Source organism: Vreelandella lionensis (genome assembly GCF_044543515.1).
Lineage (GTDB): Bacteria > Pseudomonadota > Gammaproteobacteria > Pseudomonadales > Halomonadaceae > Vreelandella > Vreelandella lionensis.
In genome coordinates this window covers 101920-127562 of sequence record NZ_JBITWC010000008.1, presented here as the reverse complement: position 1 = coordinate 127562, position 25643 = coordinate 101920, and the positions used below count along the sequence as shown (strand labels likewise).

Here is a 25643-nt window from a genome sequence, read left to right as displayed (position 1 = left end):
ATATGCTCAACCTTGAATGATGAACAGCACGACTGGCTTTTTGCCCTAGCTGTTGTTACACCCTATAAAGGAGTGCCCACTAATGACCTACACTCGCGGTGGCGCCGCTAACGGACGAGGCGCTAATGCTTATGCCCGTGTCGGTGTTGAAAGTGGTGTCATGTCAGCTGATCCTCACCAGCTGATCGTGATGCTATTTGATGGCGCTCAGGCGGCAATCCGCGCAGCGCGAATTCACATGCAAGCTGGCAACCGAGCTGAAAAAGGCAAGTCAATTTCCAAAGCGTTGGATATTGTTAATAACGGTTTAGCGGCCGCCCTCGATCAAGAGCAAGGGGGTGTCATTGCAGAGAGGCTCGCCTCACTTTACGATTATATCGCCCGCTTGCTGTTAACAGCTAACTTGCGAAACGACGAAGAGAGCCTCAACCAAGCTGAGCGGTTGCTTGAGGATATCGCCTCAGCATGGCGTGAAATCGGTCAACAGCAGAGTGCGTGAGGCAGGCATGGCAGCTCCCGAAGCAGTTCGTGATATTTCTCAGCAAACGCTGCTCGATGCATACGAAAAGCTGTTGGTGCGTGTGAATGACATGCATGAGCTTGCAGATGCTGAACAGTGGGCCGAGTTGATCGAGCAACGCAGTAATTATGTGATGCTCGTAGAAGAGCTCCGTGAGCTGGATGCACACGTTACGCTTGACGCTGCAGGTAAGCAGCGTAAAACAGAGTTAATAGAACATATCTTAGAGCATGATGTGGAGATTCGTCGTCGCCTGGTGGCACGACGCGATGAGCTTGGCAGGCTGATTGGCGTCACCCAGCGCCAGCGGGACCTGCACCGAGCTTATGCTCCCCAGCAGGGAGCTTATAGCGCCTTTGATGTCGATGCTTCTCAGAATAAGGGGGCATCGTGAGTGGCATTACGCCGCTTATTGATACCCTCTTACATCAAGTGCTTGGGCGCCAGGGAGAGGTGTCCTCTCAGCGTGTATTAAATGCGCCAGTACAGCCAGTCTTACCGGGGGAGGGGCCACGTGCCTTGCAAGGCGATGCAGGGTTGGATGGCCGTCCGCTTGCTCCCCTGCTTGGTGACCTAAAGCGGTTGCCAGGTGCGTCTGAGGGGGCGCGTCAGTCTCAGCCTGGAAGTCCTCCCACTGGTAATGGCGCACCCACCTCAACACAGACACACTTCAGCCCTGCTGCTCGCACGATTGCGGATGTATTACTGCGTTTCCCGGCACCTCCAGCGGTAATGAAGCCCCAGGCCCCGCTGATGTCGGCTCAAGACGCACCATCGGCGCAAGTGCTGGCAAGTCGTTTAGAAGCAAGCATCCGCGATAGTGGATTATTTTATGAGTCCCACCTGAAGCGTTGGTTTCAAGGTGAAACTCCACGCCAGCAACTACTGCGTGAACCACAAATGCAACCTGGGCCTCGCCCGACAGCTCCTTTTTTACCAAATTTTGCTTCTGCGGTATTAGCCACAACCCCCTCAATAGCCGCTTTACGCTCAAGCGCCACCCCCGGTATTTTGCCCAATACGTCCCTAGTGCCTATGAATGGCGATAATAAACTGCTCTTAGAGCGCCCTGTTGTCATGCTCCCAGCCTCGACTTCGCCGACGCCAGCTGCTGCGGAGCGTCGAGAGATTAATCCAGCCTCGTTGACATTGCCGGCTGCCAGCGAGCCGGAAGCGCTTAGCCGTGGCTCACGAGAGGTCGTTCATGAGAGCTTACAGGGGTTGGTGCGTCAGCAGTTGGAGATGTTGGTGATGCCAACGCTCCGCTGGGAAGGTGATGTGTGGGCTGGGATTTTTATGGCGTTAGTGATCAACCTGCCTGGGCGTGAAGGGGGGCAAGGAGGTTCATCGGAAGAGGAGGGTGCGGAGGAGAGCTGGCGCTCCGAAATGCAGCTTGATGTGCCTAACTTAGGTAGCTTCAGCGTTGCACTATGGCTTCATCAAAAGACGCTGAGTATTGATTTGACCACTGATAATGCTGGCACGCATCAGCGTCTTGAGGAAGGGGTTAGCTCATTGGAGCAGCGTTTAAACGCCCTTGATTTTCATAAAGTTCAGATCAAGGCTAGGTATGTAACATTGGAGCGCCATCATGATGACATCGGGTGATCGGCGACGGCAAGCGGTTGCACTTGCGTATCAAGAAGGGGAGCAGGCTCCACGTGTAGTAGCCAAAGGGTATGGTGAGCTGGCTGAGCGAATTATGGCCGAAGCCCAGCGCCAGGGTATTTATGTTCACGATGCACCAGAGCTTGTGGCGCTGCTCATGCAGTTAGATTTGGATGCCGAGATCCCGGCGAGCCTATATCAAGTGGTCGCTGAGCTGCTTGTTTGGGTGTTTGAGCTATCTGAGAATGGGATAAGTCATCGTGAAACGCTCAAGTAGCCAATACAAGCGTTGTATGCAACCATGGTGCTGGGTAAAGAAAAAAGTCATCAATGGCGCCAGTATAACGGTCACAATGTCGCGCCTGTGTCGTTCGATGGGACACTATGAGTCAAACAAGCTTTCTCGATGAAATTCAAGAAATTAACTTAGCGTACTTGCTTCTTGCGCAGCGTTTGCTGAGCGAGGATCGCGAAGCAGCTATGTTTCGCCTGAAAATAGACAGTGAACTTGCCGATTTATTGGTATCACTGAATGCCTGGCAACTCACTAAGCTGGCGCGCAGCAACCAGTTAGTCTGCCGATTTAGCCATTCGAGTGGGCGACGTTTGCGCGAAATTTTAGAAAACCCCAGAGATCAAGGGTTATCTGGGTTACATGCATCACTGCTTTCGGCTTGTGAGCCCTTGGAGTCTTTGTCGTCGGGAGAGTCGGAGTGAGCCAGAAGAGCTTGGTTGATGAAATGCACCAAGTGCAGCTGGCCATTGAGCTGATTGAGTTGGGTGCACGGCTACAGGTGCTGGAGACAGAAACAGAGCTTAGCCGTACCCGGTTGATTAAGCTCTACAAGGAAGTGCGTGGCATGTCTCCACCGAAAGGGATGTTGCCATTTTCAGCAGACTGGTTTGTTACGTGGTTACCCAATGTGCACTCCTCGTTTTTTTACAATATTTATACAGGTTTATTGAAGGGGGCTGACTGCGAGCGTATAGACGCGTTTGTTAAAGCTTATCGTTTGTACGAGGAGCAGATTTCACTGGAAGGCGTGGAGCCGGTGCTGGGGCTTACTCGTGCTTGGACGTTGGTGCGCTTTTTTGAAAGTGATTTGTTGCAGCTAACGACTTGTACAAGATGTGAAGGTCGCTTTGTTGCCCATGCTCATAGTCCGACACATGATTATGTGTGTGGTATTTGTCAGCCGCCTTCGCGTGCAGGGAAAACCCGTAAAGCACAGCGTTGAACGTATAAAATTGTCACGCTACTAGCAGCAGGGTATAGAACGAATACACTACCTCTTTAACGTTTAGATAGCGGTAAAAGACGCTGGTAATTTCTCATTAAACATTGCATGCGCCTTAGTATGATATTGCTAAGTTGCACTTGGGGTGGAGCTGCTCATGCCTTCTTGGTGAAGAAATGGGTGTGGCTTCGTCGATAAAAAACTGATATCGCAAGGACACTGCTTGTGCTGATTCCCTTAGGTTATGTCGTCGTACTGCTATCTGTATTTGGCGGGTATGTGTTAGCAGGTGGTAGCTTGGGGCCGCTGTATCAGCCCACGGAGTTGCTCATGATTGGCGGCGCAGGGGTCGGTGCTTTTATTGCTGCCAATAATGGTAAAGCCATTAAAGCTACTTTTAAGATACTGCCCAAGCTCAAGCGAACCAAAAAATATAATAAAGCGCTGTACATGGAGCTAATGGCATTGCAGTACAAGATTCTTTCCAAGGTGCGCCGTGAGGGTATGCTAGGGATTGAGCGCGATATCGATAACCCTCAAGAGAGTCCTTTATTTCAAGAGCACCCAACCGTGCTGGCGGACCCACACATCATGGATTTCTTAACTGACTATTTGCGCCTCATGGTCAGTGGCGGCATGGAGCCAATGGAAATTGATGAGCTTATGCTGCATGAAATCGAGGCATTCGAACAGGAAGCTCATATTCCAGTTGATGCGATCTCTAAAGTGGGGGATGCGATGCCTGCATTCGGTATCGTTGCTGCTGTTATGGGGGTAATTAAGGCTTTGACCTACGCTGATGCCACACCCGCTCAGATGGGTGAAATGATTGCGCTAGCGCTAGTAGGTACCTTTTTAGGCATTTTGTTGGGGTACGGGTTTATAAGTCCAGTGGCCAGCTACGCCGAGCGACAAGCAAAAGAAGCAGAAAAAATGTTGCAGTGTATCCGCGTCACCTTACTAGCAAGCTTGCACGGTTATGCGCCTCAATTAGCTGTTGAGTTTGGTCGCAAGGCACTGCATACCGCAGAGCGTCCCAGTTTCACTGAGCTTGAAGAGTACGTTCGTGACGCCAAAAAAGGCGGTAGTGCATGAGTAAGGGTGGGGATAAGCGTCCGATCATTATTCGGCGTAAAAAAGTCGTCCATGCTCACCACGGGGGAGCTTGGAAGATTGCCCTAGCGGATTTTATGACCGCGTTGATGGCGCTATTCCTAGTGATGTGGATTTTGAGTGTCTCCAGCGAAGAGACCCGCCGAGGTGTGGCGGAGTATTTCAGTACGCCCCTGGTTACTGCAATTACAGGCGGCGACATGTCAGGTAGTACCAGCGTGATTCCTGGTGGTGGCCCTGATCCTACTCATAGTGATGGTGAACGCGCTCGTATTGATGTAATGCAGCATACACGCCCTAGTGCTCAAGAACGGCGCTTCTTTAATGATTTGCAGGAGCGCATTGAACGTGCGATTGAGCGCGACCCCGAGTTGCGTGAACTACGTAACCAAATGCGTTTTGATCTAACCCGTGAAGGGTTACGGATCCAACTCTTGGATACCGAGCAGCGACCCATGTTTGAGCTTGGTAGTGATCAGGTCGCTCCCTATATGCGTAGTTTGCTACGCACCATAGCTCCTCTTCTCAATGAGTTGCCTAACGATTTAAGTATTAGTGGGCATACTGATAGTGTGCCGTATGCTGGAGGATATCGTGGCTACAGCAACTGGGAGCTCTCAAATGATCGAGCGAACGCCTCGCGCCGAGAGCTTGTTGCCGGCGGGCTTGATCCAGATCAATTGTTGCGCGTATCGGGCTTTGCTGATCGTGTGTTGTTGGCTGACACTGCGCCAACTGATCCGATCAATCGGCGTATTGAGTTGGTTGTATTGTTACCTGAAATTGCCGAAGCCATTCGTAACCCTGGTATTCTAGCGCCTGATGCTCAGTTTTCTGAGGAAGAAGTGCCGGAAGAGCTAGTGCCACAAAACACCCCACAAGCCAACGACGACCAGTAAGCGCGGCTTGTCACAAAAAAATATGACGTTCACGTGGAGCGGTGCATGGATATAGCGGATTTTTTTGACACCTTTTTTGAAGAGGCTGAAGAGCTGCTGGCTGATATGGAGCAGCACTTATTGGAACTGGATGTCGATGATCCGGATAGCGAGCAGTTGAACGCTATCTTCCGCGCAGCCCACTCTATCAAAGGTGGCGCAGGAACCTTCGGTTTTAGCGTGCTACAAAAAACCACGCATATTTTCGAAAACCTGCTGGATCACGCTCGCAAAGGGGAACTCACCCTGCGTGCTGACCTCGTGGATACCTTTTTAGAGGCCAAAGACATCATGCACGAGCAACTCGATGCCTATCGCAACGAGGAAGAACCCAATCAAGAAGCGTATGAGCGTATCTGCCAAACGCTGCAGCAAATTGCCCTCGAAGAGATTGGCAAAACACTTGATGCCCCTGCGGCGGCACCGGCCCCTCAAAAATCAGCGCCTGCAGAGGACGACAAAGAACCATCGGCAGCCGCTAGCTCCAGCGAGCATACCCTCAAAGTGGCGCTTCTCAATGTGGGCGATAAAGATCGTGGGCTGCTGGTAGAAGAGTTAGAGCAGCTAGGCGATATTCAATCCCAGTCGGGGGATGAAAAGCGTTATGAGGTCACCCTAAAAGGGGGCGTCAGCGCCGATGATATTGAAGCCGTAATGTGCTTCATTATTGAGCCAGAACAAATTGAAATCACCACGTTAGCTGCGGAGGAGGCTGCTTCGGCAACAGAGCCCGCAACACCTGTACTCAGCGCACCGGCTGAGCCCTCTGCGTCAGAAGAGAAGCCAGCCGCGCCAGTGGCCGAAAAAGCACACGCTAGCAAGTCGTCTGCTAGCAGTAAACCAGGTAAAGCGGCTCCGAAAAAGGCAGCAGCAGAGTCCTCCTCTATTCGGGTGTCCGTGGATAAGGTCGACCAGATTATTAACTTGGTGGGTGAGCTGATCATCACTCAGTCGATGCTGGACCAAACGGTGAGTGATCTTGGCGACCAGTCGGTCGGCAACAGTTCGCTACAGAATGGCATGAGCCTACTGCAGCGTAATGCCCGCGATCTTCAGGAAGCGGTCATGTCGATTCGCATGATCCCCATGGAGTTCGTGTTTAGCCGTTTTCCGCGTGTAGTTCGTGATACCGCTGGCAAGCTAGGCAAAGAGATTGAGTTGATCACCGAAGGTAAATCCACAGAGCTTGATAAAAGCTTGGTCGAGCGTATCACCGACCCACTAACGCACTTGGTGCGTAATAGTCTGGACCACGGTGTTGAAATGCCCGACGAGCGTGCAGCCCTGGGCAAGCCGCGTACGGGTAAGTTAGTTCTGTCTGCCCGGCATCAAGGTGGCAATATTTTGATTGAAGTGCGTGATGACGGCGCCGGAATGGATCGTGATCGCCTGCTAGCGAAAGCCCGCGAGAATGGTCTTAACGTCTCCGATACCATGTCGGATGAAGATGTTTTTCAACTGATTTTTGCCCCCGGTTTCTCGACTGCCAAAGAGGTTACCGATGTCTCTGGACGTGGCGTGGGCATGGATGTTGTCAAACGGAATATTCAGGGCATGGGCGGCCGGGTTGAGATCCAGTCGAAAAAAGGTGAAGGCACTAATACACGTATCGTGCTGCCGCTAACTCTGGCAATTCTCGACGGTATGTCGATTAAAGTCGGAAAGGAAACCTTTATTCTGCCGCTCTCTACCGTACTTGAGTCACTGCAGCCCGCCAAAGGCGATATGTATGCCATGGCAGGGGATGACGTGGTACTAAAAGTACGCGATGAGTACCTGCCCGTAATAGCCATTCATGAAGTGCTCGATGTGGAGAACGCCATTACGGACCCCACTAAGAGCATCGCTGTAATTGTGCAGGGCGAAGGGCGTCGCTATGCCATGCTGGTCGATGAATTGATTGGCCAGCAACAGGTCGTGGTTAAAAACCTCGAAGATAATTACCGCAAAGTGCCCGGGGTATCGGCCGCTACCATCTTGGGAGATGGCAGTGTTGCGCTAATTCTGGATATCACAGGCTTGCATCGCTTAAGCCGTGCCAAAAAAGAAGCAGGAAAAGCCGCTAACCAACCATATCTCTCTTATTACAAGGAGGCTGAGCCGTCATGAGTCAAGCAACTAATGAGGCGGTGCTAGCCGCAGCAGAAGCGGAAAATCGCGAGTTCCTGGTGTTCTCTTTAGGTGATGAAGAGTACGCCATTGATATCTTAAAGGTGCAGGAAATTCGTGGTTACGAAAACGTCACACGTATTGCGAATGCACCCGACTTCATTAAGGGAGTAACGAACCTGCGTGGCGTGATCGTGCCGATTGTGGATCTGCGCATTAAGTTTCACCTGGATAACGTTGAGTACGGTGGCCAAACTGTGGTGATCGTCGTCAACGTGGCAGATCGTATCGTAGGTATCGTAGTAGATGGCGTTTCTGACGTAATGACCTTGACGCCGGATCAAATCAAGCCTGCGCCAGAGTTTGGCGTAACGCTCTCCTCTGATTTCCTAAGTGGCCTCGGCAGCCTGGATGACCGAATGCTGGTGCTGGTCGATATCGATAAGCTGCTGACGAGCGAAGAGATGGCGCTGGTAGATAGCACCAGTAACCGCTAACGACCTGCCACGGGGCACAGGGAGACGTGCCCATCTTGAGCCAAAAAACAACCCACTCTGGCGCGATGGATAGCGCTGGCTAGTACGGTTGTGTTTGGAGAAATGCGTGTGACACAGCTAGTACGTCAACTGATGAGTAATATGACCGTCCGTCTGAGTTGGGGGCTAGTATTGGCCACCTTCTCGCTGCTGGTGCTCATTGCCTGTGGTATCGGTCTTTATGCGCTGCATCACGGGGCGACCATTGTACAAAGTGCCAGCGACCCACAAGTCCAGCAGTTGGCCTTTACTTCCTTTGCCACCCGCATCCGCTGGGTATTGATCGGCGTTGTGGCCATGACCGTTTTAACGGTAGTGGTAGTGGTATGGGGCGTCAGTGCCAACGTACTGCGCCCGCTGGATCGGCTGGTCGGCTATTTTGAGCGCATGGCGCAGGGTGACCTCAATCAGCAGATCCAGTCACCTGGCAACAATGAGATCGGCAAGCTCTATAGCGCGATGGCCCATATGCAAGGTTCCTTGTCGGAAACTGTTGGCGTGGTCAGGCGTAGCGGCACCACGATTTTTGAGCGCTCCCAGCACATTGCCAGCGGCAACAACGACCTCTCCTCTCGCACAGAACAGCAGGCTTCATCGCTAGAAGAGACGGCGTCCAGCATGGAGCAGCTAGCTTCTACTGTAAGTCACAATGCCGATAATGCCCTCCAAGCGAGCCAGCTTGCAGGTGATGTCACGCTCACGGCGCGTCGCAGTGGGGAAGAAGTCAGTAACATTGTTGAGATCATGCAGGAGATTAGCGCCAGTTCTCATCAAGTCGCTGACATTATCACCCTGATCGACAATATCGCTTTCCAAACCAATATCTTAGCGCTTAACGCTTCTGTAGAGGCGGCGCGTGCGGGCGAGCATGGCAAGGGCTTTGCCGTGGTAGCACAAGAAGTTCGCAGTCTTGCCAGCCGCAGTGCCAATGCTGCCAAAGAGATTCGTACGCTGATTGATGCGTCGCTCGGTAAAGTAGACGCTGGCACACATCGCGTGAATCAGGCGGGCCAAACCATGCAGGATCTCGTCGCGGCGGTACAGCGCGTTAGCGACATCATGGATGAGATTGCCTCCGCTTCAGAAGAGCAGAGCAACGGTATTGGCCAAGTTAACCAAGCGGTTGCGCAAATGGATCAAGTCGTTCAGCAGAATGCTCAGCTGGTGCAGCAAGCCGCGCGTAGCGCCAATGAGCTAGAGAGCGAGGCAGCACGCCTGCGTGAAGCCGTGGAACGGTTCCGTGTAGCAGATGGTGGGCAGCCCGACACACAAAAACGTGTAATCAGCGCCCCTTCGCACTCGCCAACGACAACGCAGCGACTACCGGCCACTAAAACACAAGCGCTGACCGAAGAGTGGGAAGAGTTCTAACTTAGCGCTCTCTGCTCTGACCATGGAATGAACCAAGCTATTACCGCGTTAAAACATAAACAATAAGGCAGCATGATGCGTAATAACCAGCCAGTGACTCAACGGGAAGTTGAGCTTAAACAAGACGATTTTCTCGTTTCGCGTACTGATCTAAAAGGGCGTATAACCTACGCAAATCCAGCATTTATCGAGATTAGCGGCTATCAGCATGAAGAGCTGATAGGAGCGCCTCATAACCTAATACGACATCCAGACATGCCGTCGCCTGCGTTTGAGAACCTCTGGAAAACCGTTCAGGCGGGAGGGACATGGCGAGGGCTGGTGAAAAATCGCTGTAAGAATGGAGACCACTACTGGGTAGACGCCAGCGTCACACCGATTGTAGAGAACGACCAAGTAATTGGTTACACCTCTGTGCGGGTGCAAGCGACCCGCAAGGCGATTGCTCAGGCTGAACAGCGTTATGCAGAGATACGAGAAGGGCGCAATAAGCGCCTCTACTTGGATAAAGGGCGCGTGCGCCAAAAGGGCTTGTTACAGCGCATTAAGCGTATTCGTCTCGACACAATACGTGCCAAATTAGTTGGCATGGTGGTCGTGGCAGGGGCCCTGCTAGTAGCGAGCGGTGGCGTGGGGCTTTATGGCCTTAATGTGGCAGGCGAACGATTGGGTGAGCTAAATAACGATGGCTTAAGGGATGTTATTCGCCTTCAGCAAATTGATCAAACGATTGCGCAAACACGTCAGGCACTGATTGAGCCTGAGCGCATGGAGCTGATTAACCAGCGTTTCGAGATGGGGGAGGCGATAGAGGAAAGTGCTACACAAATCGTTGATATCTGGCAGGCGTACTTCAGTCGCGATGTGAATACGACGCCGTTGGACACTTCGTTCAACGAGCAGCTACAAGCTTTTTTGTCTGAAGGCATGAACCAAGCGACTAGCGTGCTACAGGCTGAAGAGACTTACCAAGCGTTCACCGGCCTGGATGCTGTTATCAGTGTGATGAACGAGGAGGGTCGGGAGCTATCCGCTATGGTCAATCAACTGATCGCTCAAAAGCAGGAAGCAGCGGAGGCAATGGCAGCAGAGGCCGAGCGTGGTCAAACCGCCATGCTTAGCGTACAAGCTGGTGTATTAGGCGCAGGACTATTGTTACTGGTACTGATTAGTGTCCTAACGCTGCGCTCTATTATTACGCCACTGAAGCGCGCGTCACGTTTTACGTTGCAAATCGCAGGCGGCAATTTAGCGGCACATGTACCGCCCAAACGCCATGATGAAATTGGTCAGTTGATGGACTCTCTCAACACCATGCGTAAAAGCCTGAGCAACATCATTAGTGATGTAAAAAGTGGCATTGACGTAGTCACCCCAGCAGCTAAAGACATTGCCAGTGGCAACGAAGCACTCTCCACGCGAACTGAACAGCAGGCAGCTTCGCTTCAGCAAACGGCCTCCAGTATGGAAGAAATGACCACTACAGTTAGACAAAACAGTGATAACGCTCAAGAAGCGCGTCGACTGGCCGATAATAATGCAACAAGGGTTACACAAACCGGGGAATTGATGACACAACTGGTCGCTAATATGCAGCGGATAACACAAAGCTCGCAGAAAATGACCGACATTATCAACGTCATCGATTCGATTGCGTTTCAGACCAATATCTTGGCTCTGAATGCCTCGGTGGAAGCCGCCAGGGCGGGAGAGCATGGTCGTGGCTTCGCTGTGGTGGCCGAAGAGGTACGTAAGCTTGCTGGGCGTAGTGCTGGAGCAGCGCAGGAAATTCGCACACTTATTGACGATTCGAGCCAGGAAGTGAGCGTAGGCGCTGGCTTAGTCGAAAAAGCTGAGGCAGCGATTAGTGAGGTTGCCGAAGCCGCACGCAGCGTTACTCATATTATGCACGACATCTCGGCGGCTTCTGCGGAACAAAGCAGCGGTATTACGGAAGTCAACCAAGCCATTGCGGAAATGGATCAGGCAACACAGCAAAATGCTCTGCGCGTTCAAGAAACGGCACGGGCAGCTGTTGCCCTAGAGCAACAAGCAGGACTGTTGTCGCTTTCCGTTGAAGCGTTTCGACTTAACCGAAGCCCGCTAGCGGCCACTGGCTTGCAGCCGCCTGCGGCCGCAACTCCAAAGGCAAACGTGTTGCCAGCGGGGTCTGCACATAACAGCAGTGCCACATCGCCTGTGCCGACTAATAAACGGCAAATGGCCACTGTAGAGGAGTGGGAAGAGTTTTGACAGACCAACGCGAACGGGGAGTTGATGCTGGCCAGTGGGCGTCCAGTGGGCAGATCGAACGAGATCTGGTGCTGACCGATGCTGATTTTGCGCGCATTCGAGAGCTGATTTACCAGCGCGCTGGTATTGTATTAGCTGAGCATAAGCGCGAAATGGTCTATAGCCGCTTAGCTAAGCGGCTGCGCCATCATGGCATGACGCGCTTTACTGACTACCTGTCGCGGCTGGAGCGTCAACCCGACGCGAAAGAGTGGGAGGCGTTTACCAACGCCTTGACTACCAATCTAACTGCTTTCTTTCGTGAATCGCATCACTTCCCATTATTGGCGGAACATATTAGGCATAAGCAAGATCCGGTAACGATCTGGTGTTCAGCCGCTTCGACAGGGGAAGAGCCCTACTCGATTGCCATGACGCTGCTAGAGACACTTGGCGCGAAAGCCTCCCAAGCCAAAGTGATTGCTACCGACATTGATACCGATGCACTGGCGAAAGCACGTCAGGGGATTTACCCCCAGGAACAAGTGCGCAAACTGGACGAAGCGCGAGTGAAGCGGTTCTTTCAAAAAGGTACCGGCAATCACATCGGGCTTGCCCGCGTGCGCCCAGAAGTCTCGGCACTTGTTGAGTTTATGCCACTGAACTTGCTGGCCCCTCAGTGGCCTATCAAAGGCCCTTTTGATGCGATATTTTGTCGTAATATCATGATTTATTTCGACAAAGAGACGCAAGCTAAGATTTTGAAGCGGTTTGCGCCGCTGATGAAACAGGATGGTCTGCTATTTGCGGGACACTCCGAAAACTTCTCGTATATCAGCGATGCGTTTAAGTTGCGCGGGCAAACGGTTTATACCCTCGCGAATAAGTGAACAATAGACGTGAGCTAAGCTCCGACGAGGGCGTTTGCCAGCAGGGAGTGATGCCGCGGTGGATACCGTAAGAGGAGGCGTGCTTTGAGCGCTGCCAAGATCAAAGTGTTGTGCGTCGATGACTCGGCGCTGATTCGTGATTTGCTGACCGAAATCATTAACTCACAGCCAGACATGGAAGTTGTCGCCGTTGCGCCTGACCCCATCGCTGCCCGAGATCTGATCAAGCAGCATAACCCAGATGTACTGACGCTTGATGTCGAGATGCCGAGGATGGACGGCCTCGATTTTCTTGAGCGGCTGATGCGATTGCGCCCTATGCCGGTGCTGATGGTGTCGTCGCTAACCCAAAGCGGCTCTGAAATTACCCTGCGCGCCCTGGAGCTCGGTGCGCTGGATTTTGTAGCGAAGCCAAGCCTGGGTATTCGCAGCGGTATGATGGAGTACGCCAACGAAATTGCTGAAAAATTGCGTGCTGCAGCTCGTTCGCGTCCGCGTCAGGCACGCCATAAAAACACGCCGCCGCCCACTCAGCTTAAAGCACCCATGATATCCAGCGAGAAGCTCATTATTATTGGTGCTTCTACTGGCGGCACTGAAGCAATCCGTGCCGTATTAGAACCTTTACCTGCCAATGCGCCTGCCATTTTAATTACCCAGCATATGCCCGGTGGCTTCACGCGCTCTTTTGCAGAACGCCTGGATCGACTGTGTCGTATTACCGTCAAGGAAGCCACGGACGGTGAGCGGGTTCTGCCAGGCCATGCCTATATTGCCCCTGGCGACCAGCACTTAGAGCTTGCCCGCAGTGGCGCCAACTACGTAGCCCGCCTAAACGATGGACCGCCGGTTAACCGCCATCGCCCCTCGGTAGATGTGTTGTTTCACTCCGCTTCTAAGCATGCTGGCAAAAACGCCATCGGTGTCATTCTGACCGGTATGGGAAAAGATGGCGCGGCAGGCCTATTAGAAATGCGTCAAGCAGGTGCGCCGACGATCGCACAAAATGAAGAGACCTGTGTGGTTTTTGGTATGCCGCGAGAGGCGATTGCCGTTGGGGGAGCAGTCGAGGTCGTTGCACTCGACGATATACCGTCGCGTCTTATGGCGCTGGTTGCTGCTTCAGGGCGCGCGCAGCGCGTTTAAGTACCAAGAAATGTCAAACCCTTCTTGGTCCATGCATTAATAAGGGGAGCCATAACAATGACGCGTTTACTACGCAATTTAAGTATTCATTCGACCGTGGTAACGGCGCTAATCTGCCTCGTCACGCTGATGTTGGTTGTGGGTGGGCTTGGCGTCGTGGCTGACCGTAATGCTCAGAGTAACTTAGCGACGCTAAATCTTATTGGAAATGAACAGCTTAACGAGCTGAACCGCGCCGATTCTCTGCTCAACCAAGCCATGCTAGCCATGGAGACTGCCTCTAATTTACTGATGGTGGGGCAGACTCGCCAATCTAATGAGCAGGTAGAGGTGGCGGCAAATCGTATCGAACGGGCCGAGCGTCGCTTTGAGAAGTATCAGGCCGCGCCGCGTACAGCACGGGGTGAAGTTTTGGGAAGCGCTATCGATGAAAACTTCCGCGCTGTGCTTGATCTGGTAAAGCAGCAACACGCTAGCTTTGAGTTCATGGATATCAATACGTTTAACCAGCTACGAGGCGAACTGGCCGAGCCACTAAACGCACTCTCCGAAAGTATTGATGCCTTCGTCGATTATGGTTTTGGGCGTGTTGATACAATCCGTGTGGATGCTAAGTCTCAGGGAGAGCTGTTTACCTTCATCAACGCGCTAGCGGTAGGCCTTGCGCTGATAGTGACGCTGGCCATTTATATCGGTTTACGCCGCACAGTTATTGCGCCACTTAACAATGCCGTTCAGCGGCTTGATCGTATTGCCGAGGCAGACTTAACGCAGCCGCTGCCAGAGGCCGGTAAAAACGAAATTGGCCGTTTATTTTCGGCTATGGCCACCATGCAGCAAAACCTTAGCGCAACGGTGACACGCGTGCGCGAGGGGAGTCGAGAGATTCACCACGGCACCCGAGAAATCGCCAGCGGCAACGCTGATCTTTCATCGCGTACTGAGCAGCAGGCAGCGTCCATTGAGCAAACGGCGGCCAGTATGGAGCAGATGACAGCCACCGTGAAACAGAATGCTGACAACGCTCGACAGGCCAGTACGCTAGCCGCTGATGCTTCCACCACAGCAGAGCAGGGTGGCCAAGTCGTTGAACAAGTGGTGCAAACCATGCACGGTATCTCCACCAGCTCTCAAAAAGTGGCAGATATCACTAATGTGATCGATTCCATCGCGTTTCAGACCAATATTCTGGCACTGAATGCTTCGGTTGAGGCAGCGCGGGCTGGCGAGCAGGGGCGCGGGTTTGCGGTGGTGGCCGGGGAAGTGCGTAACCTCGCTAGCCGCAGTGCGGATGCGGCAAAAGAGATTAAAACGCTGATTGAGGCGTCTGTTAGTCAGATCAACCAGGGGTCATCTCTGGTAGAAAAGGCGGGCCAGACAATGACGGAAGTCGTCACCGCGGTGCGCCGGGTTACAGATATCATGGATGAGATTTCAGCGGCGTCCCAAGAGCAGAGCGACGGTATTGAGCAGGTGAGTCAGGCAGTGGGGCAAATGGACCAGGTGACTCAGCAAAATGCCGCGTTGGTCCAGCAGGCAACCGCAGCGGCCGCTTCACTAGAAGAGCAAGCAAATCGCTTAGAAGAGGCGGTCGCGGTCTTTCAGGTGCTAAGTGCTCAACAGGCATCACATGCGTTACCTACGCGTGTATCAGCGTCGCACACGTCAGTTCCTAAGGCGTCTGCTGCTCAGTCAACGGCTTTACCGCCGAATCGTCGAGCAACTGCCCAGCAGCACCACGAAGAGTGGGAAGAATTTTAACCCTGACTGAATTCCCAGTCACCCTATAGATGTCGTTATTGAGAGGATGACCAATGGCCGATAAGAACATGAGTTTCTTGGTAGTAGACGATTTTCCCACTATGCGCCGGATCGTACGTAGCCTGCTGAAAGAGCTGGGCTTCACTAATGTTGAAGAAGCCGAAGATGGTCAAGATGCGCTTAATAAATTGCGCGCGGGCAATTTTGAGTTTGTGGTTTCCGACTGGAACATGCCCAACCTAGATGGCCTGGAAATGCTGAAAGAGATTCGCCAGGACAATGCGCTAAAAGACTTGCCGGTACTGATGGTAACGGCCGAAGCAAAGAAAGAGAATATTATTGCTGCCGCACAAGCGGGTGCCAATGGTTATGTCGTCAAACCGTTCACTGCCGCGACCCTGGAAGAGAAGCTGAATAAAATCTTCGAGAAAATGGGTAAATGACGCGGCTGAGCCAAGGCGCTCGGTTAACGAGGAGACAACACAATGAGTCAGAATGAGCAGGGTGGTTCTGCCCAACTGTCTGAAGAAGCCGCAGAAGACCTTATCTTTCGTATTGGTAAGCTTACCCGCATGCTGCGTGACAATATGCGCGAGTTGGGCTTAGACAAAGAGATTGAAAAGGCCGCTGAAGCGATCCCCGACGCCCGTGACCGGCTGCACTACGTGGCGACGATGACCGAGCAGGCTGCAGACAAGGCGTTGAACGCCATTGATCGTGCGCAGCCGCTGCAAGATCAGCTCTCTGAGCGTGCGGAAGCACTCGACAAGCGTTGGGCCGAGTGGTTCGAAGCACCAAAAGAGCTAGACGACGCAAAGGTGTTGGTAAAAGAGACGCGCACCTACCTGAGCGACGTGCCAGAAATTACCTCAGCGACCAACAAGGAGCTGATGGACATTATGATGGCACAGGATTTCCAGGATCTTACCGGTCAAGTCATCAAGAAAATGATGGATGTAATCCGTGAGATCGAACATCAGCTGGTACAGGTACTCATCGACAATGTTCCCGGTGTTGAAGCTCGTGAAACGATGCAGCGCAAGGCCGAAGATCAGTGGAAAAATGAGAAAGCTCGCCGCAATGAAGATCTTCTTAATGGGCCGCAGGTGAAAGAGAACGCCCCTGATATCGTTACCGGCCAGGATCAGGTAGACGACTTATTGGACGAATTAGGCTTTTAATGCTGGGTTATTAGCTCATTGTAAGCCGCTGCATCTGGCAAAATAGGTAGACTGTTCAGCCGTCCTTTAGGGCGGCTGAGTTTATGGTATGCCTTATTTTGGTCAACTGGCCACTCGTCAGCCGGATAACAGCATGGCAGATAACGACAGCGATCAGGAAAAAACCGAAGAGGCCACGCCCAGGCGATTAGATAAAGCCCGCGAAGAGGGTCAGGTGCCTCGATCCCGCGAATTAACTACCTTCATGATGCTGCTGGGTGGGGTGATGGGGTTGTGGGGTATGGGGCAAATGCTCTATGACCAGCTTGGGATGGTCATGGAGCAGGCGTTTTTATTTGAGCGCCGCCATGCCATGGAAAGCACACCTATGTTGGTGAATGCGCTGGATCTTGGCCAGCGAACCCTCATCGCTATGCTTCCCTTATTTTTACTGCTCACGGTGATTGCACTGGTTGCACCGGCACTGCTAGGTGGCTGGTTAATCTCTTCAAAATCGTTGCAGCCTAAATTTTCAAAATTAAACCCAGTGAAAGGGTTAAAAAGGATATTTTCTGCTCAGGCCCTTGCTGAGCTGGCTAAGGCGATTGCTAAGTCCATCTTGGTGGGCAGTGTGGCAGCTGGCTTTTTATATTTTAATATTGGCAAATTCATGGGGCTAATGGACCAGCCCGTGCAGCAGGGACTGGTCAGTGCGCTGAATATGGCAGCGCTGGCGGCGGGCCTCATCGTCCTGTCACTGATCGTGGTTATTCTCATTGATGTGCCATTTCAGCTGTGGAATAACGCCAAACAGCTGCGTATGACCAAAGAAGAGGTGAAGCAAGAGCATAAAGACTCTGAGGGCGACCCCCATGTGAAGGGTCGTATTCGCCAGCAGCAGCAGGCCATGGCCCGCGGGCGCATGATGAGCAAAGTACCTGAAGCTGATGTCATTATTACCAACCCAACCCACTATGCGGTGGCGCTGGTTTACCAGGAGGGGCGTATGGGGGCTCCTCGGTTGGTGGCCAAAGGGGCCGATGCTGTTGCCGCTCGAATCCGTGAGATTGGCGAGGAAGCAGGTGTTCCGCGCTTGGAGGCAGCACCCCTGGCGCGCGCCCTGTATCATCATGTCGACTTAGAAGCTGAAGTGCCCGCCGAACTGTACACTGCCGTGGCCGAAGTGATGGCCTGGGCCTACCGCCTGAAACATGTTGCACAACAAGGAGGCGAGGTGCCCCCCACACCCGATAATTTACCGGTACCCCCGGAAATGGATAGTCCCGGCCGTCGTGCCGATGGCAATGAGGCGCAACCATGAAAGGCTTAAGCCAGTTGATCAATCAGCGTAACTGGATGAACGATGTGAGCATGAAGCTGCTCGCCGGTCCGCTGCTGATTTTAATGATTCTGGGCATGATGATTCTGCCCCTTCCGCCGTTCGCGCTGGATCTGCTGTTCACTTTTAATATTGCGCTATCGATCATGGTGCTGCTGGTCAGTATGTTTGCCGAGAAACCGCTGGATTTTGCCGCGTTTCCGGCCGTTCTACTGTTTACCACACTGCTGCGACTCTCCCTTAACGTGGCTTCGACTCGTGTGGTATTGATGGAAGGCCATGAAGGGGGAGATGCGGCCGGCAAGGTCATTGAGGCCTTTGGTACGTTCCTGGTAGGCGGTAACTTTGCGGTAGGCTTGGTGGTCTTCTTAATCCTGGTCATCATCAACTTCATGGTGATCACCAAGGGTGCCGGCCGTATTGCTGAAGTGGGCGCTCGCTTCGTGCTTGATGCCATGCCCGGTAAACAGATGGCAATTGATGCCGACTTGAATGCCGGCCTGATTGGCGAAGATGATGCGAAAAAGCGCCGCGCCGAAGTTGCTCAAGAAGCTGACTTTTATGGCTCAATGGACGGTGCCAGTAAGTTCGTCCGTGGTGATGCCGTGGCAGGCTTGGTCATCATGGTGGTTAATATCATTGGCGGCCTGCTGATTGGCATGATGCAGCACGATCTGGGATTTGCCGATGCTGCCCGCACTTATACGCTGCTAACGATTGGTGATGGCTTGGTTGCCCAGATTCCGGCGCTGGTGATCTCCACGGCGGCAGGTGTGACTGTTTCACGCGTCAACACCGAGCAGGATGTTGGTCAGCAAATGATCAGCCAACTGTTTGTGAACCCCCAAGTAATGATCTTGGCGGCCATGGTAATGGGCCTGTTAGGCCTAGTACCTGGTATGCCCAACTTCGTGTTCCTGCTATTTACAGCGCTGCTGGGTGGTTTAGCCTGGTACCTGATCCGTCGAAAAGAGCAGACCTTGGTGAAGGAAGAAGTCTCCGCTGCACCGCCTCAAATACAGGAAACCCCTGAAGCCAGCTGGGAAGATGTTCAGCTGGTAGACACGCTTGGTTTAGAGGTGGGGCATCGCTTGATCCCCTTGGTGGATTCCCGGCAGAAGGGTGAACTGCTGGGCCGTATTAAAAGCGTACGCAAGAAGTTTGCCCAGGAAGTGGGCTTCCTGCCGCCCGTGGTGCACATTCGCGATAACTTAGAACTACCACCCAATACCTATGTGCTCTCCATGAAGGGAGCGGAAATTGGCCGCGCTGAGGCGCAGACCGGTAAATGGCTAGCCATTGATCCTGGTCAGGTCTCTGGGGAGCTTCAGGGTACACCGACCCAAGACCCTGCCTTTGGCTTGCCAGCAGTATGGATTGACGCTAACCAACGGGAGCATGCTCAGGTATACGGGTACACGGTCGTGGATGCTAGTACGGTCATCGCCACGCACCTTAACCATCTGCTGCACCGTCACTCGCCTGAAATGCTGGGCCGCCAGGAGGTTCAAAAGCTGCTGGACAAGTTGGGCGAAGATCAAAAATCGCTGGTCGAAGAAGTAGTGCCGAAGTCCATCACCCTCACCGTGCTGCAGCGCATTTTGCAGAACCTACTGGATGAGGATGTCTCGATTCGTGATATGCGTACCGTGCTGGACACCCTGGCAGAGTATGCGGGTCAGCAGAAAGATCCCAACGAGCTAACGGCTCTGGTGCGTATTGCGCTGGGCAGGGCCATTACCCAGCAGTGGTTCGCGGGCCAAGATACGCTGCATGTGATGGGGCTGGATGCGCAGTTAGAGCAAGTGTTGTTGCAAGCAATGAACGGCAATGGTGCGATGGAGCCAGGGCTGGCGGATACCTTGATGAATCAAGCGCAGCAAGCGCTAGAGAAACATGAAGGCAGTGGTGAAGCGCCTGTGCTGGTGGTTCAGCACTCGCTACGGGCCGTGTTGTCGCGCTTCCTGCGCCGCCGCATGCGCCACTTAGTGGTGATGTCTCAAGCGGAAATTCCCGACGACCGCACCCTGCGCGTTACTACGCTGGTGGGTGGCCGCTAATGGCCACACTTCGAGCGGTAACAGCCTTTTACGTTTTGGCAACAGGTGAAACATGAGCGTTAGACGTTTTGTCGGAGCAAACAGCCGCGACGTAATGCGCCAAGTGCGCGAAGTGTTAGGTGATGATGCACTTATTGTCGCCAACCGTCGCACCGAAGGCGGCGTTGAAATTCTCGCCATGGCGGATGACGCCGTTGACCAGTTCGACCCGTCGCCGACGACGCCAGCGGAGGAGCCGAAGGCTAGCCCCGCGCCAGCGCCTGTCTTTTCACTGCCAAAGCAACCAGACCCCCTAGAGGCGATGAGTGAGCGTCTGCTTCGGGAAATGCAAGATATGCGCGAACTACTGGCCCGCCGCCAGCCGTTGCCAACGACTCAAAGCGGTGCAGACACCGCCTACGAGCACCTACGGCAGTTGATGGCCCGGGTTGGCTTCAGTGCAGAGCTGAGCGAAGAGGTGCTGGAAGCATTGCCAGATGAGTTGAGCGCGCTCGAGGCTACTAACGACGCGCCGCTTAACTGGCTGCGTGAGCAGTTAATGGCACGGCTTAACGTGCTGCAGCACGAAGAGAGCTTTTTTGATCAAACGGGCATCGTCGCATTGGTTGGCCCCACTGGAGTGGGTAAAACGACCACTACTGCGAAGCTTGCGGCACGCTTTGTGATGCGCCACGGCACTCGCCCAGTGGCGCTAGTGACCACGGATAGCTTCCGTATCGGCGCTCATGAGCAGCTGCGCATTTATGCACGGCTCTTGGATACGCCAATGTATGCCCTAGACGCTGAACAGCCGATTGATGAATTGGTTGGTCGGCTACAAGGCAAACAGTGGGTGATTATTGATACCGTGGGGATGAGCCAGCGGGATCAGCGGGTGATTGAACAGATCGCCCATTTACAGGGTGGAAAGTCCACCGTGCGTCTGGTGCTGTTGCTCAACGCCGCCAGTCAGCCGGAAACGCTAGAAGAAGTCGTATTGCGCTACCGCCAAGCGGCGAGAGCCGCAGGTGCCGAGTTAGACGACTGTATCATCACGAAGCAAGACGAAGCTGGGCGGCTTGCGCCGGTATTAGACATCGTCATGCGCCATGGTATGAGGGTGTTGTTTGGCTCCTATGGCCAGCAGGTGCCAGAAGATATGGCGGTCGCGACACCACCCGCACTGATTGATCAAGCACTGTCGGCCAACGTTTCGAGTAGCGCGCGTGCTGAAACAGCCCCACTCAGCTTGCCACGCTGGTCGCGGGATGTGTTAGGGCAGGGGCGCAGGCTCTCCTCGGTGTTAACCCGCTTGCGTCAGCGTGTCGTCGATTTTCACCGCTTGGAAGCCGCCTGGGACATCGCAGCGCTGCCGGGGGTGATACAAGACCAGCGCCTAGATGAGCTGTTAGCCGAAGCCTCCACCACTCGTGACGCGTTAGGGGTGGTTTGGTCGCCCCGCCGCAACGAGCGAGGTTGTGACTGGTCGATGCCAGATGTTGCCCTGAATGAGCAAGGTGCTTGGCTGGCACTGACTCGCCTTCAGCACCGTCAGCCAGCGGGCTGGCAGCCACGTTTGGTGCGTTGTGCAGGAGATGTTGCGGTTCATCTGCTGCCTACCCTGCCAGACGCTGAGGCGCTGGCTTGGCTAAACGCTCAGCATCTGACGTGGGTCAGCATGGTGCCCGCGAGCCAGCGGGTATACTGCCAGGGCGAGCGCTATACCCTGCGCTCCCTGTTCCAAGAAAGCACCTTAACCCATAGCGTGGGCATTCGTTTCCGCGGGCAAAGCATGCAGCTTTCCAGCGCCTATGTTGAAGCGCAGGACGTATCAGGTAACCCCGTATTGGCGTGGGTCGGTGAGGTAAGCGACCCTGAAAGCACTAAGCGAATCGTGCGCCGCTACTGGCTAACGCCTGCACGTTTGGGCAGCGATGTGTTAACGCTTTTAATCACTCAACTGCAGAGTGACGGACTGGCATCGCTCACCAAGCGTGCTTGGCAGCAGCTTAAAGAGGCCGACGGTGGTGATGTCAGCAGCGAGCTGCGCCTGCTGATGGCCAGCGGCGCGGCTGCAGTAGCTGGCCATCTAGATATCGTTGACGATGAGGACGCTCAGGCCCTGCGAGCCGATTTGCTGCGCTTGTTAGGAACCCAGCGCAAGCGGCGTGATACGGCACTGCTTGATGCATTAGTACACGTTCTGATGGCGCGCGATGCCATTCGTCAGCTAGGTAGCGTCAGTCGTGAGGGCGTGGTATGAGTGGCCAGGATCAGGCGGCTGGCCTGCGCAAATGGGCCGATTTACAGCGCCAGCAGCGCGGTGCTGATGAAGTCGGCCATAACGTGGAAAGTGACGAGACAGTGCCTGCCGCTCCCGTTAACGAAGAGGAAGCCGCCGCGTATACCCAGGAGGCTATGGCACCGACGGTAGCTGCTGCTGCCGAGCCTGCCACCGTGGCGCCTCCAAGACCGAAAAAAACGTTAGTGGTAGTAGGCTTACCTCATGCTGGCGCAGCGCAGGTGGACAAAGTGCGAGGTCGGCTGGGGCAATGGTCGGCCCTTGGGAGGCAATGGGCAGGTGACCCACAGGATTGGGATGTTCATATTGTCATGCCTGACAGCGCCTCGCTGACTGACTTAGCCGAGCGTTACTCACGCTGGGCGTTGTGGATCAACAGTGATGCTGACGCCTTTGCCACTATGTACCGAGTGTTGCGCCAATTACGCGAGCATGGCGGTCCGCAGCGTCTTCTAGCCCTTCATGAACCCCACCTGCCGCGCCAGGGGTTGCTGGATAATTTGGGCAATGCTTCCGCTCGTTATTTAGATATTGAGCTTCTGCTGCTGGCGCGCTAGCGGCGGGCCAGGGTGCATTTGTCGCTCAAGGGGAGAGTTATGCAGAGTTTGGCGAGTTGGGTAAGTAACGCTAAGCAGATGGCTATTGAGGCGTTGATAAAACCTGCAAAGTTGTTAACAGTAAGAAAAATGGGCTGTTTAGGGCTAGTAGCAGGGTTATGGTTTTTCGCGTTGAATACGCAGGCCGCAACCGGTAGTTGGAGCAGCCAAGTGCCTAGTGTGATGGTAGCAATGAGCGACCGTACCAGCAGCAGCCAGGCGATAACCCCGCCAGCGGGCGTCCCGCTGCGTAATGCTGCGCTGTCGCGAATTCAATGGCGCTTTGAGTCACCGCCGGGAACGCCTGTGAACGCTTGGCTATGTCATCCTGAACGCTGTGTTGCACTATCAGGCATGCGCGGTAGCACGACCGCTCTATCGGGAATGTTGGCGAGCGCACCGCTGTACTTTCGGTTTACGCTGCAGCCAGGGCAACGCCCTGTGCGAGTACAGGGGTTACAAGTGATCGTGAACTATCAGTAAAGGTTGTTAAGCCGCGAGGCACGAGGATGTATACAGCACAAGGCAGGATCAAACAGAGTGAGCTGTTAACTCAATACATGCCACTGGTGAGACGTCAGGCCTTAACGCTGCAGGTAAGGTTGCCCGCGAGTATTGAGCTGGATGATCTGATCCAGGCGGGTATGGTGGGCTTGTTAGAGGCATTAGGGCGCTTTGATGCTGCCCAGGGAGCAACATTTGCTACCTTTGCAAGCCAGCGCATCCGGGGCGCGATGATGGACGAGCTGCGCACTCGTGACTGGCTGCCCCGCAGCGTACGCCGCTCGGCACGGGCGGTAGATGATGCTGTGCGTCGTTTAGAGCAGCAGCTGGGGCGCCCCCCGGAAGAGGGGGAGATTGCCCGTGAACTGGAGATGCCGCTAAGTGATTACCAGCAACTGCTCAACGATACCAATAGCGGGCAATTATTGCCGTTCGAAGAGCTCATTGCGGATGGCGGCGAGCCTGCGGGGGACGACACTCACCGACAGCCGTTTGAACAATTATTGGATGAACAGCAGCGGCAAACGCTGATCGACGCCATTGAAGCACTGCCCGAGCGCGAGAAGCTGCTAATGGCGCTGTATTACCAAGAAGAGATGAATCTAAAAGAAGTGGGCGCTGTGCTCGGTGTCACCGAATCACGGGTTTCACAGCTTCACAGCCAGGCGGTGAGTCGGCTGCGTGCTCGCCTACATGAGACTAATTAACCCTCTCACTCACTAACCATAACCGGCGAGGAGCCGTTGATGAATCCATCTACGCTGATCGGTATATTTGCCAGCATGCTGCTGTTGGTAAGCGTTTTATTTTTTACCGCAGAGTCGCCCGAGAGCTTTATTAACCTCCCGGGGCTTGCCATTGTCATCACCGGTACGCTGGCGGCCACGTTTATCAGCTATCCGCTGAAAGAAGTGCTGCGTGTGGTGCGTCTGGTTGGTTTAGTTTTCCGCCGTGAAAACACCTATGTGCGAGATGACATCAATGAGTTGGTTTCCATGTCGCGCCTTTGGTTTAAGGGGGATGTTAGAGCGGTTGAGAAAGAACTGGAACATACCCGTAATCCGTTTTTGCGCACCGGTATTCAACTGGTCATTGCAAATACAAAAGAGGATGAAATCTTCGACATGCTGCGCTGGCGTATTGCGCGGCTGAAAGCCCGCGAGCATGCTGAAGCCCAAATTTTCCGCACCATGGCCACCTATGCACCGGCCTTTGGCATGATTGGTACTTTGGTAGGCTTGGTCAACATGCTCGAAGTGATGGACGCGGGTGACCTGGAAGTAATTGGGCCTCGGATGGCGGTGGCGCTATTGACTACCTTCTATGGCATCCTGTTGGCCAACTTGGTGTTTAAACCGATTGCCGTGAAGCTAGAGCGGCGTACGGAAGAGCGTCTTATCACTATGAACATGGTGCTGGAAGGCATTTCGCTAATTACCAAGCGCCGCCTGCCGTCGTTTATTGAAGAGACGCTTAATTCCTTCGTAGCGAATTACCACGACGAAATTCGTGACGCGAACGTTAAGCCTCGGCCCGATATGGGTTCCGCATTAAAAGGGTAGCGTCATGCTCGACCGCGATTCACGGCATGCTTTAGAGCTTCCCGCCGAAGTGGGAGAGAGTGACGAGAGCTGGCTGACCAGTTACCTGGATGTATTGACGCTGCTGATTACCCTGTTTGTACTGCTGTTGGCGCTTACGCCATCCGGCGGTGGCGAAGGGAGTGAAAGCAGTATCATGGATCCCTCGAATGCCGTTACGTCACTGCCATTGGCTAGCTTAGCCACAGGAATACTTCCCCGCCACGATGGCTTACATCCCCAAATGGCAGGGCTTGATATCCCTGGGGTGAGTGTCTCCCAGGGACAAGAGGGCGTTACGCTACGTATTGACGATAGCCTTTTATTTCCCAGTGGCAACGATGTACTAACGCCCCAGGGGCAAGTTGTGTTAGAACGGCTCTCTTCGGTGCTACAGACTTTTGATGGTCAAATTTCCATTGAGGGCCACACCGATAACGTGCCGATCGCGACCGCTCGGTTTCCGTCGAACTGGGAGCTTTCAGTGGGGCGGGCCATCGCAGTGGTACGCCAGTTAGAGCGGCAGGGTATTGCCATTTCACGTATGCGGGCCGTCGGCTATGCTGACACCCAACCCATGGAAAGTAACGCTACTGCGGAAGGACGAGCTGCCAACCGACGCGTTGAGCTGTTGCTGAAGCAACAGGTCGAGGGGTAAAGA

General features: G+C 53.8%; 25 protein-coding genes. All 25 read left to right on the top strand.

The annotated features are described in order from the left end of the window. The first annotated feature begins 82 nt into the window (after positions 1-82). The 25 genes from fliS (at position 83) to ACIGG6_RS06860 (ending at position 25640) form a co-directional block, all read left to right on the top strand. Positions 83-499, top strand: coding sequence for a flagellar export chaperone FliS (fliS, locus tag ACIGG6_RS06980; RefSeq protein ID WP_058577008.1), 417 nt, complete (start codon positions 83-85; stop codon positions 497-499). A 7-nt stretch (positions 500-506) separates the two neighbouring features. Then, positions 507-914, top strand: coding sequence for a flagellar protein FliT (gene fliT / locus ACIGG6_RS06975; RefSeq protein WP_083026298.1), 408 nt, complete (start codon positions 507-509; stop codon positions 912-914). Further along, positions 911-2128, top strand: coding sequence for a flagellar hook-length control protein FliK (gene fliK, locus ACIGG6_RS06970; protein ID WP_399843445.1), 1218 nt, complete (start codon positions 911-913; stop codon positions 2126-2128). The genes fliT and fliK overlap by 4 nt, the downstream gene beginning before the upstream one ends. Next, positions 2112-2405: an EscU/YscU/HrcU family type III secretion system export apparatus switch protein gene (locus ACIGG6_RS06965; protein WP_044629567.1), complete on the top strand. Its 294-nt coding sequence runs from the start codon at positions 2112-2114 to the stop codon at positions 2403-2405. The genes fliK and ACIGG6_RS06965 overlap by 17 nt, the downstream gene beginning before the upstream one ends. Positions 2406-2512: 107 nt before the next feature. Beyond that, positions 2513-2845: a flagellar transcriptional regulator FlhD gene (flhD, locus tag ACIGG6_RS06960; RefSeq protein ID WP_044629566.1), complete on the top strand. Its 333-nt coding sequence runs from the start codon at positions 2513-2515 to the stop codon at positions 2843-2845. Further along, the gene (gene flhC / locus ACIGG6_RS06955) at positions 2842-3366 is read left to right on the top strand and encodes a flagellar transcriptional regulator FlhC (protein WP_083026267.1); all 525 of its coding nucleotides are present in this window, start codon (positions 2842-2844) and stop codon (positions 3364-3366) included. The genes flhD and flhC overlap by 4 nt, the downstream gene beginning before the upstream one ends. A 225-nt stretch (positions 3367-3591) precedes the next feature. Further along, positions 3592-4461 carry a flagellar motor stator protein MotA gene (gene motA / locus ACIGG6_RS06950; RefSeq protein ID WP_062360448.1) on the top strand — a complete coding sequence of 290 codons (870 nt, stop codon included), beginning with the start codon at positions 3592-3594 and terminating at the stop codon, positions 4459-4461. Then, positions 4458-5378, top strand: coding sequence for a flagellar motor protein MotB (gene motB / locus ACIGG6_RS06945; RefSeq protein WP_253502305.1), 921 nt, complete (start codon positions 4458-4460; stop codon positions 5376-5378). Before motA ends, motB begins: the two co-directional genes overlap by 4 nt. A gap of 45 nt (positions 5379-5423) precedes the next feature. Further along, positions 5424-7526, top strand: a complete 2103-nt coding sequence (gene cheA, locus ACIGG6_RS06940) for a chemotaxis protein CheA (protein ID WP_399843440.1) — start codon at positions 5424-5426, stop codon at positions 7524-7526. Beyond that, entirely contained in the window at positions 7523-8023 is a 501-nt protein-coding gene (cheW, locus tag ACIGG6_RS06935) for a chemotaxis protein CheW (RefSeq protein WP_062360450.1), read from the top strand. Before cheA ends, cheW begins: the two co-directional genes overlap by 4 nt. 102 nt (positions 8024-8125) lie before the next feature. After that, positions 8126-9433, top strand: coding sequence for a methyl-accepting chemotaxis protein (locus ACIGG6_RS06930; protein ID WP_399843439.1), 1308 nt, complete (start codon positions 8126-8128; stop codon positions 9431-9433). Between the two features lie 75 nt (positions 9434-9508). Next, positions 9509-11686, top strand: coding sequence for a methyl-accepting chemotaxis protein (locus tag ACIGG6_RS06925; RefSeq protein WP_399843437.1), 2178 nt, complete (start codon positions 9509-9511; stop codon positions 11684-11686). After that, positions 11683-12555, top strand: a complete 873-nt coding sequence (locus ACIGG6_RS06920) for a CheR family methyltransferase (RefSeq protein ID WP_399843434.1) — start codon at positions 11683-11685, stop codon at positions 12553-12555. Before ACIGG6_RS06925 ends, ACIGG6_RS06920 begins: the two co-directional genes overlap by 4 nt. 84 nt (positions 12556-12639) lie before the next feature. Next, the gene (locus ACIGG6_RS06915) at positions 12640-13701 is read left to right on the top strand and encodes a protein-glutamate methylesterase/protein-glutamine glutaminase (protein ID WP_253502320.1); all 1062 of its coding nucleotides are present in this window, start codon (positions 12640-12642) and stop codon (positions 13699-13701) included. Between the two features lie 57 nt (positions 13702-13758). Further along, positions 13759-15462: a methyl-accepting chemotaxis protein gene (locus ACIGG6_RS06910; protein ID WP_399843431.1), complete on the top strand. Its 1704-nt coding sequence runs from the start codon at positions 13759-13761 to the stop codon at positions 15460-15462. A 53-nt stretch (positions 15463-15515) separates the two neighbouring features. Continuing rightward, on the top strand, positions 15516-15905 hold the full coding sequence (gene cheY / locus ACIGG6_RS06905; RefSeq protein ID WP_044629557.1) for a chemotaxis response regulator CheY: 390 nt from the start codon (positions 15516-15518) through the stop codon (positions 15903-15905). 42 nt (positions 15906-15947) lie between these two features. Continuing rightward, positions 15948-16643 carry a protein phosphatase CheZ gene (cheZ, locus tag ACIGG6_RS06900; RefSeq protein ID WP_399843428.1) on the top strand — a complete coding sequence of 232 codons (696 nt, stop codon included), beginning with the start codon at positions 15948-15950 and terminating at the stop codon, positions 16641-16643. A gap of 133 nt (positions 16644-16776) precedes the next feature. Next, positions 16777-17943 carry a flagellar biosynthesis protein FlhB gene (gene flhB, locus ACIGG6_RS06895; protein ID WP_399843484.1) on the top strand — a complete coding sequence of 389 codons (1167 nt, stop codon included), beginning with the start codon at positions 16777-16779 and terminating at the stop codon, positions 17941-17943. Further along, positions 17940-20021: a flagellar biosynthesis protein FlhA gene (flhA, locus tag ACIGG6_RS06890; protein WP_083026253.1), complete on the top strand. Its 2082-nt coding sequence runs from the start codon at positions 17940-17942 to the stop codon at positions 20019-20021. Before flhB ends, flhA begins: the two co-directional genes overlap by 4 nt. Before the next feature lie 52 nt (positions 20022-20073). Further along, positions 20074-22263 (top strand): flagellar biosynthesis protein FlhF, encoded by a 2190-nt coding sequence (gene flhF, locus ACIGG6_RS06885; protein WP_399843425.1) that lies wholly within the window; start codon positions 20074-20076, stop codon positions 22261-22263. Further along, the gene (locus ACIGG6_RS06880) at positions 22260-22859 is read left to right on the top strand and encodes a hypothetical protein (RefSeq protein ID WP_399843423.1); all 600 of its coding nucleotides are present in this window, start codon (positions 22260-22262) and stop codon (positions 22857-22859) included. Before flhF ends, ACIGG6_RS06880 begins: the two co-directional genes overlap by 4 nt. 171 nt (positions 22860-23030) lie before the next feature. Then, positions 23031-23381, top strand: a complete 351-nt coding sequence (locus tag ACIGG6_RS06875) for a flagellar protein FlhE (RefSeq protein WP_399843421.1) — start codon at positions 23031-23033, stop codon at positions 23379-23381. Positions 23382-23407: 26 nt separating this feature from the next. Next, positions 23408-24109, top strand: coding sequence for an RNA polymerase sigma factor FliA (locus ACIGG6_RS06870; protein ID WP_399843418.1), 702 nt, complete (start codon positions 23408-23410; stop codon positions 24107-24109). Between the two features lie 39 nt (positions 24110-24148). Further along, positions 24149-24964 carry a motility protein A gene (locus tag ACIGG6_RS06865; RefSeq protein ID WP_399843415.1) on the top strand — a complete coding sequence of 272 codons (816 nt, stop codon included), beginning with the start codon at positions 24149-24151 and terminating at the stop codon, positions 24962-24964. A 4-nt stretch (positions 24965-24968) separates the two neighbouring features. Further along, entirely contained in the window at positions 24969-25640 is a 672-nt protein-coding gene (locus ACIGG6_RS06860; protein ID WP_399843413.1) for a flagellar motor protein MotB, read from the top strand. Positions 25641-25643 lie beyond the last annotated feature (3 nt).

What these genes read in the sequence shown, in the direction of transcription:
- cheY (WP_044629557.1), top strand. Translation starts at nt 15,516, where the DNA reads ATGGCCGATAAGAACATGAGTTTCTTGGTAGTAGACGATTTTCCCACT.
- fliS (WP_058577008.1), top strand. Translation starts at nt 83, where the DNA reads ATGACCTACACTCGCGGTGGCGCCGCTAACGGACGAGGCGCTAATGCT.
- flhB (WP_399843484.1), top strand. Translation starts at nt 16,777, where the DNA reads ATGGCAGATAACGACAGCGATCAGGAAAAAACCGAAGAGGCCACGCCC.
- ACIGG6_RS06870 (WP_399843418.1), top strand. Translation starts at nt 23,408, where the DNA reads ATGTATACAGCACAAGGCAGGATCAAACAGAGTGAGCTGTTAACTCAA.
- flhF (WP_399843425.1), top strand. Translation starts at nt 20,074, where the DNA reads ATGAGCGTTAGACGTTTTGTCGGAGCAAACAGCCGCGACGTAATGCGC.
- ACIGG6_RS06965 (WP_044629567.1), top strand. Translation starts at nt 2,112, where the DNA reads ATGATGACATCGGGTGATCGGCGACGGCAAGCGGTTGCACTTGCGTAT.
- ACIGG6_RS06925 (WP_399843437.1), top strand. Translation starts at nt 9,509, where the DNA reads ATGCGTAATAACCAGCCAGTGACTCAACGGGAAGTTGAGCTTAAACAA.
- ACIGG6_RS06860 (WP_399843413.1), top strand. Translation starts at nt 24,969, where the DNA reads ATGCTCGACCGCGATTCACGGCATGCTTTAGAGCTTCCCGCCGAAGTG.
- motB (WP_253502305.1), top strand. Translation starts at nt 4,458, where the DNA reads ATGAGTAAGGGTGGGGATAAGCGTCCGATCATTATTCGGCGTAAAAAA.
- flhD (WP_044629566.1), top strand. Translation starts at nt 2,513, where the DNA reads ATGAGTCAAACAAGCTTTCTCGATGAAATTCAAGAAATTAACTTAGCG.
- fliT (WP_083026298.1), top strand. Translation starts at nt 507, where the DNA reads ATGGCAGCTCCCGAAGCAGTTCGTGATATTTCTCAGCAAACGCTGCTC.
- ACIGG6_RS06865 (WP_399843415.1), top strand. Translation starts at nt 24,149, where the DNA reads ATGAATCCATCTACGCTGATCGGTATATTTGCCAGCATGCTGCTGTTG.
- ACIGG6_RS06910 (WP_399843431.1), top strand. Translation starts at nt 13,759, where the DNA reads ATGACGCGTTTACTACGCAATTTAAGTATTCATTCGACCGTGGTAACG.
- cheZ (WP_399843428.1), top strand. Translation starts at nt 15,948, where the DNA reads ATGAGTCAGAATGAGCAGGGTGGTTCTGCCCAACTGTCTGAAGAAGCC.
- cheW (WP_062360450.1), top strand. Translation starts at nt 7,523, where the DNA reads ATGAGTCAAGCAACTAATGAGGCGGTGCTAGCCGCAGCAGAAGCGGAA.
- flhA (WP_083026253.1), top strand. Translation starts at nt 17,940, where the DNA reads ATGAAAGGCTTAAGCCAGTTGATCAATCAGCGTAACTGGATGAACGAT.
- ACIGG6_RS06930 (WP_399843439.1), top strand. Translation starts at nt 8,126, where the DNA reads ATGCGTGTGACACAGCTAGTACGTCAACTGATGAGTAATATGACCGTC.
- ACIGG6_RS06880 (WP_399843423.1), top strand. Translation starts at nt 22,260, where the DNA reads ATGAGTGGCCAGGATCAGGCGGCTGGCCTGCGCAAATGGGCCGATTTA.
- cheA (WP_399843440.1), top strand. Translation starts at nt 5,424, where the DNA reads ATGGATATAGCGGATTTTTTTGACACCTTTTTTGAAGAGGCTGAAGAG.